The sequence below is a fragment of the Bradyrhizobium diazoefficiens genome (assembly GCF_016616885.1).
Classification (GTDB): Bacteria; Pseudomonadota; Alphaproteobacteria; order Rhizobiales; family Xanthobacteraceae; genus Bradyrhizobium; species Bradyrhizobium diazoefficiens_F.
The window spans coordinates 8,049,786-8,064,488 of record NZ_CP067102.1; the positions used below are offsets into that span (position 1 = coordinate 8,049,786).

Annotated in this window: 14 protein-coding genes and 1 tRNA gene; 5 read left to right on the forward strand and 10 right to left on the reverse strand. The window is 63.2% G+C overall.

Annotated features, from left to right (window positions below):
- Position 1 precedes the first annotated feature (1 nt).
- The 3 genes from JJC00_RS37540 (at position 2) to JJC00_RS37550 (ending at position 2,509) form a co-directional block, all read left to right on the forward strand.
- Positions 2-1,081 carry a sensor domain-containing diguanylate cyclase gene (locus JJC00_RS37540; RefSeq protein ID WP_200470728.1) on the forward strand — a complete coding sequence of 360 codons (1,080 nt, stop codon included), beginning with the start codon at positions 2-4 and terminating at the stop codon, positions 1,079-1,081.
- A gap of 66 nt (positions 1,082-1,147) precedes the next feature.
- A tRNA-Arg gene (locus JJC00_RS37545) sits at positions 1,148-1,224 on the forward strand.
- Between the two features lie 607 nt (positions 1,225-1,831).
- The gene (locus JJC00_RS37550) at positions 1,832-2,509 is read left to right on the forward strand and encodes a hypothetical protein (protein ID WP_200470729.1); all 678 of its coding nucleotides are present in this window, start codon (positions 1,832-1,834) and stop codon (positions 2,507-2,509) included.
- 483 nt (positions 2,510-2,992) lie between these two features.
- Here JJC00_RS37550 and JJC00_RS37555 read toward each other — a convergent pair whose 3' ends face one another.
- Together JJC00_RS37555 and JJC00_RS37560 are read right to left on the reverse strand one after the other, a co-directional pair.
- Positions 2,993-4,192: an IS256 family transposase gene (locus tag JJC00_RS37555; RefSeq protein ID WP_200470730.1), complete on the reverse strand. Its 1,200-nt coding sequence runs from the start codon at positions 4,190-4,192 to the stop codon at positions 2,993-2,995.
- Between the two features lie 625 nt (positions 4,193-4,817).
- The gene (locus JJC00_RS37560) at positions 4,818-6,347 is read right to left on the reverse strand and encodes an amidase (protein WP_200470731.1); all 1,530 of its coding nucleotides are present in this window, start codon (positions 6,345-6,347) and stop codon (positions 4,818-4,820) included.
- A 175-nt stretch (positions 6,348-6,522) separates the two neighbouring features.
- Between JJC00_RS37560 and JJC00_RS37565 the strand changes: the two genes are divergently transcribed.
- Positions 6,523-8,289, forward strand: a complete 1,767-nt coding sequence (locus tag JJC00_RS37565; RefSeq protein WP_200470732.1) for a winged helix-turn-helix domain-containing tetratricopeptide repeat protein — start codon at positions 6,523-6,525, stop codon at positions 8,287-8,289.
- Positions 8,290-8,406: 117 nt separating this feature from the next.
- Here the strand turns inward: JJC00_RS37565 and JJC00_RS37570 are convergent, their stop codons facing one another.
- From JJC00_RS37570 to JJC00_RS37590, 5 genes are all read right to left on the reverse strand, one after another.
- Entirely contained in the window at positions 8,407-8,700 is a 294-nt protein-coding gene (locus tag JJC00_RS37570; protein ID WP_200470733.1) for a hypothetical protein, read from the reverse strand.
- 209 nt (positions 8,701-8,909) lie between these two features.
- Positions 8,910-9,599: a DNA-3-methyladenine glycosylase I gene (locus tag JJC00_RS37575; protein ID WP_200470734.1), complete on the reverse strand. Its 690-nt coding sequence runs from the start codon at positions 9,597-9,599 to the stop codon at positions 8,910-8,912.
- Between the two features lie 88 nt (positions 9,600-9,687).
- The gene (locus tag JJC00_RS37580) at positions 9,688-10,428 is read right to left on the reverse strand and encodes a di-trans,poly-cis-decaprenylcistransferase (protein WP_200470735.1); all 741 of its coding nucleotides are present in this window, start codon (positions 10,426-10,428) and stop codon (positions 9,688-9,690) included.
- A gap of 30 nt (positions 10,429-10,458) precedes the next feature.
- Complete coding sequence (locus JJC00_RS37585) at positions 10,459-10,833, reverse strand: transcriptional regulator (protein WP_200470736.1); 375 nt, start codon at positions 10,831-10,833, stop codon at positions 10,459-10,461.
- The gene (locus tag JJC00_RS37590) at positions 10,820-11,437 is read right to left on the reverse strand and encodes a hypothetical protein (RefSeq protein WP_200474366.1); all 618 of its coding nucleotides are present in this window, start codon (positions 11,435-11,437) and stop codon (positions 10,820-10,822) included. Before JJC00_RS37590 ends, JJC00_RS37585 begins: the two co-directional genes overlap by 14 nt.
- Positions 11,438-11,638: 201 nt before the next feature.
- Here JJC00_RS37590 and JJC00_RS37595 point away from each other — a divergent pair, with 201 nt between their 5' ends.
- Entirely contained in the window at positions 11,639-12,880 is a 1,242-nt protein-coding gene (locus JJC00_RS37595) for a S1C family serine protease (protein ID WP_200470737.1), read from the forward strand.
- 233 nt (positions 12,881-13,113) lie between these two features.
- On the opposite strand, the gene JJC00_RS37600 is transcribed toward JJC00_RS37595, so the two are convergent.
- From JJC00_RS37600 to JJC00_RS37610, 3 genes are read right to left on the reverse strand one after another with little or no spacing between them, the layout of a single operon-like run.
- Positions 13,114-13,848, reverse strand: coding sequence for a DUF899 domain-containing protein (locus JJC00_RS37600; RefSeq protein WP_200470738.1), 735 nt, complete (start codon positions 13,846-13,848; stop codon positions 13,114-13,116).
- 27 nt (positions 13,849-13,875) lie between these two features.
- Positions 13,876-14,220 carry an SRPBCC family protein gene (locus JJC00_RS37605; RefSeq protein WP_246774051.1) on the reverse strand — a complete coding sequence of 115 codons (345 nt, stop codon included), beginning with the start codon at positions 14,218-14,220 and terminating at the stop codon, positions 13,876-13,878.
- Positions 14,220-14,672, reverse strand: a complete 453-nt coding sequence (locus tag JJC00_RS37610) for an ArsR/SmtB family transcription factor (protein ID WP_200470739.1) — start codon at positions 14,670-14,672, stop codon at positions 14,220-14,222. Before JJC00_RS37610 ends, JJC00_RS37605 begins: the two co-directional genes overlap by 1 nt.
- Between the last annotated feature and the right edge of the window lie 31 nt (positions 14,673-14,703).

Below are 14,703 nucleotides of genomic sequence, written 5' to 3' on the forward strand. Positions count from 1 at the left end.
GATGGCAAAACTCATCAAGACTTCTGTCAAAACCGTCGACGTGGCGGATTCCTACGCGGTGCGGCTGATGCAGCATCTGGTGGTGCCGACCTTCGTGATCGACCCGAAGCGCCGCGTCGTGATCTGGAACAGGGCGTGCGAGCGGCTGACCGGCGTTGCAGCCGCCGAGGTGATCGGCACGACGAAACACTGGCAGGCCTTCTACGAGACCAAGCGCCCTTGCCTTGCCGATCTGGTCGCGCTTGACCGCCCCGAGCAGCTACCTGAATTCTATTCGGAGTACGCCGCGCGCGGCCACAACGGGCTCGGGTTCAGCGCGGAGAACTGGTGCGTGATGCCGAAGCTCGGCAGCCAGCTCTATCTCGCGATCGACGCCGGCCCCATCCATGACGAGGCCGGCAATCTGATCGCCGTGGTGGAGACGCTGCGCGACCTCACCGACCAGAAGCGCGCCGAGATGGCGCTGAAGGAGCTCGCCACCAAGGACGGGCTGACCGGGCTATCGAACCGCCGCTCCTTCGACCAGATGCTGATGACCGAATGGGCGCGCGCGCAGCGGACGCAGAAGCCGTTGGCGCTGCTGTTCGTCGACGTCGATCATTTCAAGTTGTTCAACGACGAGCACGGCCACCAGTCCGGCGACGAATGCCTGCGCGAGGTCGCGCGCGTCGTCAGCCGCCATGCGGTGCGCCCGCTCGACCTGGCCAGCCGCTATGGTGGCGAGGAATTCGCGCTGATCCTGCCCGACATGAGCTGCGACGATGCCTGCGCCATTGCTGAGGAGATCCGCGGTGCCGTCATGGCGTTGCGGATCGCCCATGGCGCCCACGGGGCCGGCAACCACGTCACCCTCAGCGTCGGCGTCGCCAGTCATATCCCCGGCGAGGCCGACGGCGGCCCCGACCGGCTGCTGGGTGCAGCCGACCAGGGGCTCTATGCGGCCAAAAGGCTCGGCCGCAACCGTGTCGTCTGCTCCGAGCGGCTGCTGGCCGAATTTGCAGGCCTCGGCAGGGACAATGTGCCGTTGAGTGGTCAGGTGAGTGGTCAGGTTCCTGGCCTGGCCCCGCGCAAATCCGCCTAAAGCGCGCTGGTTGTCACGGCGAGACCGGTTGCCCGCCCCGCGCCAATCGGCTAATGAACCCTCGTTGCGCCCGTAGCTCAGCTGGATAGAGCGTTGCCCTCCGAAGGCAAAGGTCACACGTTCGAATCGTGTCGGGCGCGCCACTTCGGTACAAAACTGGGCACGCCAAAACCAGCCGTTTTTGCGCTTTCAGCGGCGACGAGCGTGCGCAAGAGCACGCTTTTCGACCTCATGATACGAACTTCTTTCGGGTCCACTCCACCGCTGGGCCAGCGCGCGCAGGGCGGGATGCATGCCGAGCATGCGCAGCAGGACGCTACGCTGCGAACGATGGCGCTCGGAATGTCGATTTTGAATACTTTCTCGGTTCGAACGGCACCAGGCCGCTTCATACGGCGCCGCAGTGCCATCCAAATCAATGTGCAGACAAACACTTACAACCCCCGACGGCCCGCAGCGACACCGTCGTTTTTATCTTGCCGTCCCTGATCTGCGCTGTTTCGGCATCTCTCGCAGCAGAGGATCCCGCCCTTCTTCGTTCAAGCAGATCTCAAGCTCGCCATTCGCAGCTAGGTTAATGGTTATTCTCGCTGCCATGATGCACCTCTGAGGTTGAGAGCAATACTAAGCCGAATCGAGTTTGGTTTTCGTTAGCAAACCCTAACGCAGCCGCTAAGAATTTTGGCCGTGCCGGTAAGCGGGCCGAAAGTACCGTATCGTATCAATCAGGCATCGAACGCCGAGTTCAGAATGCGCAGGGAACGCCAGAAGCCGCCCAAAGTTCGTCCGAGCCTTATCGACAGGATACAGCTGGCGGCGTCCTATGGTCGGCAGGTTGATGGGATTTGGATCGGAAGTTACTTTGCGCCGGAGCACTTGTCGCGCGTCGAACGTGCGCTACTTCTCGTAAAGCAGCACAGTCCCTTGCAGTACTCCCGCATTATCAGGGACCTTGAGCGTATTTGGATTTTCCTGCTGCCGGGCGGGCTTGCCGAATACAAGCATTCACTCAAGGCGTGCGTGCTCGACAAGCGATTCGTGGCCGATTCGGCTGTGAGTATAGAACAGATCGCCTCAGCTATCGTGCACGAAGCCACGCACGCAAAGCTGGAGCGGTTCGGAATCGAATACGACGAAGATCAGCGCGCGAGAATCGAGGCGATCTGTTTTCGTCGAGAGTTGGCCTTTGCCGTTCGATTGCCTGACGGCGCCCGGCTCTGGGAAGACCGCGCACGAGATTTAAATTGGTACCAAGCCAATCCAGACTATTTTCGTGATGCTCAATTCATCGAGCGCCACACCGATGGTCAAGACGAGATGCTTCGACATATCGGGACTCCGGAGTGGCTCATCCGAGCCACGCCCGCCCTGCAGTCAATAGTCGGCCGGGCAAGGAGATTGTTCCGCGTCGCCTCGCGTCCTGGCTGAACGTTCACAGCTACCGCAAGATCGCAGTTCATCGCAGGTTAAGGGTGCCGATTATGTCTAGCCTGGACGCGTGGAAATATCGTCCCGACCGCGATGGAACGATCCTGGCGTACGCCGGAACTGAGCGCGGCGGAGCCGACACATGTGATTGCGCGGGCTGTAGAAACTTCAGATTGGTGCGAGCCGAAGTTTTTCCAGCAGAGTTTATTGCATTGCTCGACGAACTCGGCATCGATCCCGGCAAGGATGCTGAGGTCTATCACAATGCTCGACTTGCTCCGGGCCGTCACGATTATGGTGGGTGGGTACCACTTCGCGGGTACCCTGGATCAAACCGGAGATGTTCCGCTTATTGATTTGGGAAGCAACTTCACAGTTTGGATGGGCCAAGACGCCGGAGCACCGCGACTGCCAAGGATCGTGTCCCAGGGAGTGGTGTAACTGGCGGTGGGACACCGCGCTCGCCGGCAAGGGCCGGACTGGTCAGCTGGCGATAGCCGGAAGGCTGACGGTTGGATCATCGCTCAACGGCGCGATGGTTTCCAGCGTCATGTAGCGGGCACGTTGGACGGCCCATTCATCGTTCTGCTCGAGCAGGATCGCACCGATGAGGCGGACGATGGCATCCTCGTTGGGGAAGATGCCGACCACCTCGGTGCGCCGCTTGATCTCGCCGTTGAGGCGCTCGATCGGGTTGGTCGAGTGCAGCTTGGTTCGATGCTGCGGCGGGAATGTCATGTAGGCCAGCACATCGGTCTCCGCTTCGTCGAGGAAGCCGGCCAGCTTGGGCAGCTTGGGGCGGAGTTGATCGGCGACCTTCCGCCATTGGGTTCGCGCGGCCTCGGCATCGTCCTGGGCGAACGCGGTGGCAATGAAGGCGGAGACGACGCGCCGCCCACTCTTGCCGGCATGCGCCAGCGCGTTGCGCATGAAGTGGACGCGGCAACGCTGCCAGGTGGCGTTGAGCACCTTGGCGACGGTGGCCTTGATGCCCTCGTGAGCGTCGGAGACGACCAGCTTGACGCCACGCAGGCCGCGGCGAGCAAGCTTGCGCAGGAATGCCGTCCAGAACGTCTCGGCTTCGGAGGGACCGATGTCCATGCCGAGCACTTCGCGGCGGCCGTCACTGTTGACGCCGACCGCGATAATCACCGCGACCGAGACGATGCGGCCATTTTGGCGCACCTTCACGTAGGTGGCGTCGATCCACAGATATGGCCAGTCGCCCTCGATCGGCCGGGCGAGGAAGGCCTTCACCTTGTCGTCGATCTCGCCGCACAGCCGGCTCACCTGGCTCTTCGAGATGCCGGTCATGCCCATGGCCTGCACGAGGTCGTCCACCGAGCGGGTCGAGACGCCCTGCACATAGGCTTCCTGCACCACGGCGGTCAGCGCCTTCTCGGCCATGCGGCGTGGCTCCAGGAAGCCCGGGAAGTAGGAGCCCTTGCGCAGCTTGGGAATACGCAGCTCAACTGCGCCGGCGCGGGTCTCCCAGATCCGGTCGCGGTAGCCGTTGCGCTGGGCCAGACGTTCGGGGTTCTTCTCGCCATAGCCCGCTCCGGTCTGGCCTTCGACTTCCAGCTCCATCAGCCGCTGGGCCGCAAAGCCGATCATCTCGCGCAACAGATCGGCATCAGGGGTCTTCTCCATGAGCGCGCGCAGGTTCATCATCTCGTCGGTCATCGGTGGTTCCTCGAATCAGGTTGGTGTCAGCAACCCGACCCTACCGACGAATCATCGATGACCACCGCAAAGCCGCCCGCCCGCTACGGCGCTATTTGACGGCGCGCGTGCGGGCGGCTTTGCTCTACCGAGCTACACCATCAATTGGGACACGACCCTGCCAAGTCTAAAAGGCATGCAGGTTGTGCAGGTGGATTTTCAGTGTGATGCCGTGCCGTGGCGGTTGGATGAGCCCGAAATGGAATAGGTGAGGCATGATCAAGTCTCGCTTGTCGTTCGAGATGCAGCCTATTGAGCCCGACCCGCAAGGTGGTTGGCAGCTTATGCTCTGGGATGGCTCGGCATGCCGGCTATCGAAGAGTAATCGGACCACCCTGCGATATTGGAAGTCCCGCGAGGCGTAGCGCAAGATCGTAGGCAGTCGAAGATTTGCCGATTGAAGCGTCCGGTCGAGTACGGCGTCATAGTGCGATGGCGAAAGAATAGTGCCCATCTTCATCGGCCGTGGCGCGCCACTTCGGAATACGCTATCGGCGCCAAAATCGGCCGGTTCTTCGATTGACCCCGTCGAGCTGTCGAGTTGGGTCGCCGCAATACGCGGTGCACCTGGCTCTCCTGCGGCAAGTCAAAGCGGGATTTCGGGCGGCCTTGCAAATCCTCCGTGCTCCCTTTCGAGCAGTTGAGCGAAGGCAAGCGGGGTGCGGTCCTCGAACAGAGGACCGATGATCTGTACTCCGATGGGAAGCCCTGCCTTCGACCGGCCTATCGGCATCACCGTTGCTGGCAGCCCCGGAGGCGTCGCAAGCGTCGCCCAGACGATCAGCGACAGATAGGGGTGCATCTCGCCGTCGATATCGATCGTTCGGTCCTCCTGATCCGGCTTCTGGTCGTGCGGGAACGCGAGCACGGCAAACGGCGGACAGAGAACCACGTCGAATTCCCTGAACAGGGCAGCCCATTGCTGGCGCAGGCGGGCCCGCGCGATTTCCGCAGCCATCATCTCGTGGTGGCTGAGCAGTGGCGCGCGCATTCGCCATGCCTTGAGACTGTCGTCATCCGGCTTCAGCGTGGCAACGTTCTCCTGAATCTTCTTGAAGAACTCGGGAGGCCGGCCGAACGCGCCAAAGTTGCGCACCATGCGAGTATGCAGGCGTGCCGATTCGGCGAGATCAGGCACCAGCGAGCTGGACCGCGCAACGTTTGCTCCTGCCTTCGCCAGGCGGCTCGCCAGCTGATCGAGCGCCGCGCCTATCTCGCCGGCCACCGGCAGCAGAGGATGACTGTCCAGCACAAGAACGCGGAAGTCTTTCAGCGTCTCGTGGCGCGCTGGAGGGAGCACCAGTCGATAGGCGGTGGCCTCCTGTTCGTCGGGGCCGGCGAGGATGTCGAGCGCCGCTGACAGATCGGCACCGGTGCGGGCCATCGGGCCGCAAACGCCCAATCCGTTGGTCAGGTCAGTTGCCAGGGCTTGCGAGTGGGGTGGTGCGTGGCCGCGTTGCGGGACCAGATTGGATGTGGGCTTGTGAGCGAACACCCCGCACAAATGTGCCGGCACTCGCAGCGAGCCACTGATGTCGGAGCCGAGCTCGAGCGGCACGTATCCGGCGGCCAGCGCGGCCGCCGATCCGCCGGATGAGCCACCGGGCGTGCGCGTGAGGTCCCAGGGATTCTTGGTCGTTCCATAGATCTCATTGAAGCTTTGCCAATCGGCCATCGCGGTGGCCAGATTGGTCTTTCCCAGGATCACGGCTCCTGCCGCCTTGAGGCGGGTGACCGCAACTGCGTCTTCGGCGGCCCGCCATCCACGGCCCGACGGGAAGCCCCAGGTGGTCTGCAGCCCGCCGATATTGAAGGCTTCCTTGACTGTCATCGGTATTCCGAGCAACAGCCGGCGTTCGCCGCGGGCGAGCGCGGCATCGGCCTCGCGCGCCGCCGCCTTGGCGCGTTCGAAGTCGCGCACGACCACCGCATTGATGCGGGAATCGAGCGCCTCGATCCGGCCAACCGCATGCTCGAACAATTCGCTCGCCGAAATCTTGCGTGCGTCGAGCAGCGCCCGCAGGTCGCTGACGCTGGCATAGTCCAGCCGTTGCTCGGACGCGGACGAGGGCGCGGCCTTTTGGCCAAAGGCCGGGGTGAGCTTCGTCGCCGCCATGGTTGCGACGGTGCTGGTGGCTGCCCCCAACAGGAAACGTCGGTTCATTGTCATTGCTTGACTTCCTCCGCCACGATCCGGCGCGCCATTCCCGCGCCCCTCGGTTTGGGCTAGCATCGCGTGTCGATTGCCGAGCCTGGGCGCAGTGGCGCCACGACACCCGAAAGAGCGCCGAATGAACGCCGAAATTGGCACGAAAACCAAGCCGGGCGCGGCTGGTGGCGACGAACCGGCCCCGATTTCCCGCCGCGCGCTTCACTTTGCCGATTTTGACGTCGACCTCGAGCGCGGCGAATTGCGTGTCGGCGGCACCGCAATTGCCTTGCGCCCGAAGAGCTTTGCGCTGCTGGTTTACCTCGCCCGTCATCCCGGCCGGCTATTGGCCAAGGACGAGCTCATTGAAGCGGTTTGGCCCGATGTGACGGTGACCGACGACTCCCTGGTTCAATGCATCAGCGAGCTGCGAGCCGCGCTTGGTGACGGCGACCAACGCCTGATCAAGACCGTGCCTCGCCGTGGTTATTTGCTGGACGCCCACCCTGTCGATAGGCCTCCGGTCGTCGATCAAACGGTCGTACGCGATGCGGGTACCACCGATCCGCACCGCGCTTCGCTTCAGGCGCCCTCGCGTCGTAGAACGTTGCCGTGGCTGCCTGCAGTGGCAGCCGTATGTACGGTCTCGCTTGCCGGAGCGCTCTGGTTCGGGTTTCCGCATCGCGAACGGAATGCCGCCCTCGTCACCAAGAACACGATCACGGTTTTGCCGCTTGTCGGTGTTGGCGGCGAGAACGCCGCTGACCTCGCCGAGGCCGTTACCGAAGATCTCACCATCGAGGTGTCGCGTTTGCCCGACACGCTCGTGATCGGATATCCAACAGGGCATTCGCCGACCGGTCCCGATAGCGATCCACAAAGCGTCGGCCGCCGATTGGATGTCGCCTACGTCTTGGGCGGCAGCCTACAGCGGCAAGGCGAAGCGGTCTCAATCGCTCTGAAACTGCAAGCGAGTACCACCGGCGCGCTGTTATGGTCGGGCCGATTCGACTATCCTGAACCAGCCGGATGGAATTGGCGCCGCGACATCACGGCGCGCATTGCCAATGAGCTGAAGGTACGCATTGACGAGGCCGGGACGCCCGTCGACAGGCCTTATGCCGGGCGTACGTTTGCCGCCATCGATCCCACGCTTCAGGGCTGGCGCCTGCTGAAGCGGATCCATACGCGAGAAGAGCCGCAGAGGGCGCGCGCCCTGTTCGAGCAGGCGTTACAGATAGACCCCGACTCCGCCTCTGCGCTGGCCGGACTTGCCATGAGTCACATCACCGAGGTGTTGACCCGCTGGAGCAAGGCGCCGGACACCCAGACCGCGCTTGCCGCGCAAACGATCGAGCGTTCATTGGCACTGCAGCCAAATGATCCCCGCGCAAATTACGTGCGAAGCCTGGTGCTATCCGTGCAAGGTCGGATCGGCGATGCGGACCAGGCCATCCAACGCGTGCTGTCACTCTATCCGAACCAACCGCGGGCGCTGCAGCGGCTGGGCTTTCTGAGGCTGCAGCAGGGTCGTCCGGAAGAGGTAGCGGCGCTGGTCATGCTATCGCTCCGTCTTGATCCACTCGATGCTGAACAGGTGAGCCTTGGCCACTTCACGCTGGGAATGGCCGAATTCCACCTGCATCATGATGAGACGGCCTACGCGCACATGCGACAGGCGACGATCAGTAGTCCGCAAAATGGATTTGCCTGGCAATGGCTGGCGGCGATCGATGGCCTGCACGGTCGCAGCGAGCAAGCCAGGACGAATTTGATTGAATACCTAAAGCGCAATCCCAGCCACACGGTGAGTAGCCTGAAATCGTCGGAATACTCGCGCAACGCTGTGTTCTGGCAGGAGCGCAATCGCTTCTATGAAGGTCTAAGGATGGCGGGGCTGCCGGAGTAGTGGTTCCCAAGTCTCCCGCCTTGCCCGCGAGGGGGCGACCTTCGCCGTCCGCTCAACCGCCCCTGATCTCACCTGCGATCCGGACGGGGGCCGTACGCGGCCCTCGTCCTCGCGATCTCAGTGCCTGACGCGCTCGAACACCACGATCACGCCGGTCGGCTCGGGCTCGTGCGCCATCAGGCGCGTCAGGTCCGCGTCGCTCCAGTCGGCGAGGCTGACGACTTCGCCGGTCTCGCGCTCCGCACTGATCGACGGGGTCGGCTCGAGAACTTTCAATCCCATCTCGTCGACGAAGAAGGTGTGTTCCCCGAACATGCTGTTGAGCTGGGGCATGGCGGGATGCTCGTCGGGCAGCACCTGGGCGCCGAGCTGGTTGACGGTCTGCTTCACCTGTTCGGATGTGAGCTTCATGAGCTGCTCCGTTTCTGTCATGTCGTTTCATGGGCTTGAGCCGGCTTTTTGGCCGGAGCACGCGTTCCCTGCCCCTGTGTCGCCTGGCTCAAGCTCTCGAACGGATGCTGCGCACAAATGTTCCTGCAAAATGTATTTTGTGATCGCGCGTTGCATCTGCCGCAGTGACGGCGCGAGATCGCCACACGATGTCCACGATTTCTCGTGGGCTAGTGTTCGCTCCTGATATCGCCGACCGAGAGCGCGCAGATGCGTGACAGATAGGTGTAAGGCAGCCCCGTCTCCTCCGCCCAGGCGTTGAACTGCGCCTGCACCTTGGCGAGATCGCCTTTCGACTTGACCTCTTCGGCGATGTCGAGGCCGGCATCACGCAGGCAGGCGACGACGTCCTTCGAGGTGACGAAACCGTCCCAGCCGACGAAGCGCAGCAGCATCTGGCCGGTGTTGCCGCCCAGCCGGGAGCCGCGCTTGCTCAGCAGATCGAGCAAACCGATCTCGTTGGACGGCGGCCATTTCGCCAGAAACTTGCCGAAGCTGCCGTGCTCTTTCGCGATCTCCTGCACGAACGCGGCGTTGTCGCGCACCGACATGATCTTGGCGCCGTTGCGGACGATCCGCGCATCGCGCAGCAGGGCTTCCCAATAGTCTTCGGGCTGGAAGCTGAGCTCGGCCGGCTGGAAGCGCAGAAAGGCGTCTTCAAAGCCGTCCCATTTCGCATCGATCACGCTCCAGGCAAAGCCCGCGCAAAATACCCGCCTGGTCATCTCCGCGAGGATGCGATCGTCGCCGAGTTTTGCCAGCCCCTTCAGGTCGGGCTTGTCAGGCATCAGTCTGTCGAGCGCCTTGGGCCCGCCCTTGCGCTTTTCGGCACGGGCACGAATGGTCTTGAAGGAAGTCATGCGGTCACCCGCGATTGAGGGTGCTCCACGACATCAGAATTCGGCGATCCGGTCCAGCCCTGCGGCGCCTTGTGCCACGCGCCGCGCGTCACGCCCGCGACAGTGAAGGCACCTCCTCAGGCACAATGGCCTGGAGGCCGCCGAAGCGGCGCTCGCGGCCGTGGAAGGAGGCGAGCGCCGCGGCGAGATCGCCCGCATCGAACTCCGGCCACATCCGCTCGGTGAAATGCAGCTCGGCATAAGCGCCTTCCCAGAGCAGGAAGTCCGACAGCCGCTTTTCACCTGACGTGCGGATGATGAGATCGACGTCGCGCAAGCCGGCCTCGCCGGTGACCAGTTGCGAGAAGGCTTCGCGGGTCAGGCTGGTCAGCGCGGCCGCCTTCGCCGCTGCATTGAGAATGGCGTCGCGCGCGGAATAGTCGACGGCGATGCGCAGATGCAGCGTGGCGCCATGTGCGGTAGCCGCCTCCGCGCGCGCGATGGCGGTGGCGATGCCGTCCGGCAACCGGTCGCGACGGCCGATCACGTTGAGCCGGACGCCGTTCTTCACCAGGCTCTGCACCTCATTGGCGAGATAGAAGCGCAGCAGCGTCATCAGCGCGCCGACCTCCGCCTTCGGCCGGCGCCAATTGTCGGTCGAGAACGCATACAGCGTCAGCGTGCCGATGCCCTGCTTGGGCGCGGCCTCCACAATGCGGCGTATCGCCTCGACGCCGGCCTCGTGGCCGCGCACGCGCGACAGGCCGCGCCGCGTCGCCCAGCGTCCGTTGCCGTCCATGATGATGCCGACATGAAGCTTCTCGTTGTGGGACGTGACGTCACTTTGCATCGCAAAGTCTCCAGTCAAAAAGGGGGACAATCAGGTCGGGAGAATGCCGAGGCGGCCGAGCGGCGGTGCCTCGCGGCCGGCGGCCTTGGCGGCATCGCGCACCAGCCGCTCAAGCACGGCGAGATAGTCGAGGAAGCGGCGGCGGCCAATCTTGGTCAGCCGGCAGGTGGTGTGCGGGCGATTGCCCTCATAGCCCTTGGTCACCTCGACCAGGCCGGCTTCCTGGAGCACGGCGAGGTGGCGGCTGAGATTGCCGTCGGTGAGGCCGCAGAGCTGCTTGAGATCGGCAAAGGCAAGCCCCTTCGGGTGAGCCATCAGCGAGGTCAGAAGCCCGAGCCTCGCCTTCTCGTGGATCACACGGTCGAGCCCTTCATAGGAGAAAGGTGCGCTGTCAATCTTCAACATCATTGTCTCCGGACGCGAAATACAGAATGGCCGCCATCACCGACTGGCCGATCACGAAGGGCAATCCCATGGTCCATGGCGACAGCATGTGAGTCCGGCTCGCCAGCACCACCACCGCAAAACCCGAGATGAAGTACCAGGCGCCGGCGAAGGCCACGCTGCGCGGCAACGAGCGAACGGATGCAAAGATGCCGAGCGACACCAGGATCTGCCACAGCCCCGGCAGGAGCCACAACGTCTCGGCGGCGAACTTCCACATCACCACCGCGAGCAGGATTCCGGCGACGCCTGCGGGCAAGAACTGCTCGACCGCCTGGTGGATCATGACGTCGGCAAGGCCCGAATGATGACGGCGCGAACGCGCGCGCATCTCGATCCAGATGATCAGGCCGGACAGCGCAGCCGCAACGAACCAGCCGAGAAAGAAGCCGAGCGGCTCGCCGGTGGGATCGCCGAGCAGCCAGAATTGCAGGATTGCGGTGACAAGCGCGACCCCGCCGGTCGCAGCCATCGTCGCCGGACCGTAGCCGCGGAACGCCGTGCCGGCCGCAATCTGGCTGCGGATCGCCACGATGTCGGCCAGCGCCTTGTCGAGATCGCGCATCGGCAATGCCAAAACTCCGCTCCACCCAGTTCACGGACCGGCATCACCCCAGTCACTTTGTGATGCAAAGTATACCGCACCACAAAGCACGCGCAAGCCTGAAAGTCGTCCGGAAGGGACACGTTCCGATCGAACAACTGTCGGTTGCGCGACACCTGCCCGCGCAGATAAGATGCGGCCAAAGCACTCCGGGGGCAAGTTATGTGGTTGAGGTCGTTTGCTGTTGCGGCTCTGTTGCAGCTGAGTCTTGCCGGGCTGGCGCATGCGGCGGGACCGTTCGGCTCTGTCAATGTCGGCAACTGGATCGGCGGCGCCTTCAGCAACGACGAAACCGGCGCTTTCTCCCATTGCGCCGCCACAACGCCCTATGCGAACGGCGTCATCCTCGTCGTAAGCCAAAATGCCGCCGGCACATGGTCGCTGGCCTTTGCGAGTCCCAACTACCGCTTCAACAAGGGTGAGAACGCCGCGATCGACGTGATCTTCGACGGGCAGGAGCAAGCCAGGCTGTTCGCCACGGCGTATCAGTCCAACATGCTCACGGCCATCATGCCCGCCAATGTCGTGCGAACATTTCAGAAGGCGAGCCTGATGGTGGCGACAGCCGGCCGCGCCGTGCTGAATTTCGATCTGACCTCGACCGGGCCGGTGATCGCGGCCTTGGCCAATTGCGTTGCCAAAGTGAAGGCTGACGGATTGAACAAGGCTGGCGATTTCACCAAGAGCGCCGCGAAGCCGGCAGCCGTGGCGGACAAGCAAGGCGCAACGCCGGCCAGCAAGCCCGCCAAGCCCAAGAGCGGGACCGGCTTTGTGGTGAGTGCCAACGGGCACATCGTCACCAACCACCATGTGATCGACGGTTGCAGCGACCTCAAGGGTAATCTCACCGGCGAGGCCGCGATGGTGCTACGCGTCGTGTCGAGCGACGCCAACAACGATCTCGCTTTGTTGCAGGCGCCGTCGACCGCGACATTCAAGGAGTTTGGCCGGATCCGTGATCGCTCGATCCGCTCCGGCGATTCCGTCGTCGCGATCGGCTTCCCATTCCACGGCCTGCTGACTTCGGACTTCACCGTGACAACGGGCATTGTGAGCTCGCTCAGCGGCATGCGCAACGATTCGCGCTTCCTGCAAATCAGTGCGCCCGTGCAGCCCGGCAACAGCGGCGGCCCGCTATTCGACACGACCGGTCAGATCGTCGGAGTCGTCACTGGAAAGCTCGATGGACTACGAGTCGCCGTGGCAACCGGCAGCATCCCCGAAAACATCAACTTCGCCATCAAGACCGGCGCGCTGCGCGACTTCCTCGACAATTCGGTCGTGCCGTACCAGACGGCCGAGCCGAAGGGCGAGCTCAAGACCACCGACATCGCTGGCAACGCCCGTGCCTATACGATGCTGATCTCGTGCAACGGGACGGAGCAGGCCGACGCGAAGAGGTGAGAGGCGTACGCTGTAGCCTCAAACACTGCTGTCATTCCCCCGCGAACGTGGGGAATCCAGTACGCCGCGGCCCCTCGATTCGAGCACTACCGTCTCGGAGTACTGGATCGCCCGGTCCCGGCTCCGCCAAGGCTACGCCGAGGCCCACGCCGGCGCTCGGCACGCCGAAGCTTCAGCGAAGGCGGCAAGCCGGGCGATGACAGCATTGATGTGGACGCAACGAGCCCATCAACTCACCCCTGGCAACAAGCGCCCGTCGCCTGCGGCTCGTACTGGTCCCGCAGGCGGACCCAGTCCATCGGATAGGGCAGCCCTTCCTCGTGGCGGCCGAGCGGGGTGAGGTCGAGATATTGATAGGCGGCGTTCATCATATCGAGGCCGCGGGCGAAGCAAGAATAGGTGTGAAAGATTTCGCCGGCCTCGTTGCGATAGAACACGCTGATGCCGGGCAACTCCGGACCATAAAACGGCGTGGTGCCGAAATTGTATTTCGGGACGCCCTGGTCGATCTGCTCGGGTGTGAACGAGACCTCGTAATCGTAGTTGAAGTCGTTGTGGCCTGAAGACACCCAGTCAAAACTCCAGCCCATGCGCTTCTTGAACGCCTCGAGCTTTTCGACTGGCGCCAGCGAAATCGCGACCATGGTGGTGTCGCGCGCCGCCAGATGCGGCACCATGCGCTCAAAACCATCGGCCCAGAACGAGCAGCTCTTGCAGGCGGCGTCCCAGTCGGGCGCAAACATCACGTGCTGAACCACGAGCTGCGGACGGCCTTTGAAGAGATCGCCAAGCGTGACCTTGCCGTTCGGGCCGTCGAACACATAGCTCTTGTCGACCTTCACCCAGGGCAGTGCGCGGCGCTCCTCGGCAAGGCGCTCGCGGGCCCGGCTCAACTCCTTCTCGTGCGCCAGATGGGCTTTGCGGGCAGCGACCCATTGCTCGCGCGAGACGATCTGATGTTGCTGCATGATATCCTCCTTGATATCCCCTTGCGGTCAGGCGACGAAGGTGTCGAGCTTGTCGAAGGACGAGGTCCAGCCACGCTGGTGGTTGTCGCGCGCGGTCTCGTCGAAGAACTGGGCATGATGGAAGATCATCAGCGTGCCGGCACTGTCCGGCTTCAGCGTGATCGTCACCAGCGATTCGCGCTCCGGCGTCGAATGCCAGGCCCAGGTGAAGACCAACCGCTCGTTCGGCACGACCTCGCGATAGAGGCCGCCCGCCTCGAAATATTCGCCGTCCTCACCGGTGAACGAGATGCGGTAGCGGCCACCGGAGCGAACATCGAGCTCGGCATTCAGCGTCGCCGGCTTCATGTTCGGCGGCCCGAACCACTGCACTAGCTGCTCGGCTTGCGTCCAGGCGGCGAAGACCTTTTCCGGCCGCGCACGGAGCCGGCGCGTGAGTGTGAGGCTTGGACCTTCGCTTGCGCGTTCGGCAGTGTTGGCGGCTGCGTTGACCATGGTTTGTCCTCCACAAAGGCTGCAAGGCGGTCAAAACTCTCGGACCAGAATTGCGCGTAGCGATTGAGCCAGTTCATCGCCTGCTCCATCGGCTGCGCGGTGAGCCGGCAGGACACCGTGCGTCCGGTCTTCTCGCGCACGATCAGGCCGGCATCCGTGAGCACGTCGAGATGCTTCATGATCGCCGGCAGCGAGATCGAGAACGGCGCCGCCAGCTCGCTCACCGACAGGCTGTGCTTTTCGCCGAGACGCGCGAGCAGCGCGCGCCGTGTCGGATCGGACAGCGCCGCAAAGGTACGATCGAGCGTCCCGTCTTGATACTTAACCATGCGGTTTAGTATAGACGCAAACGCCATCCCG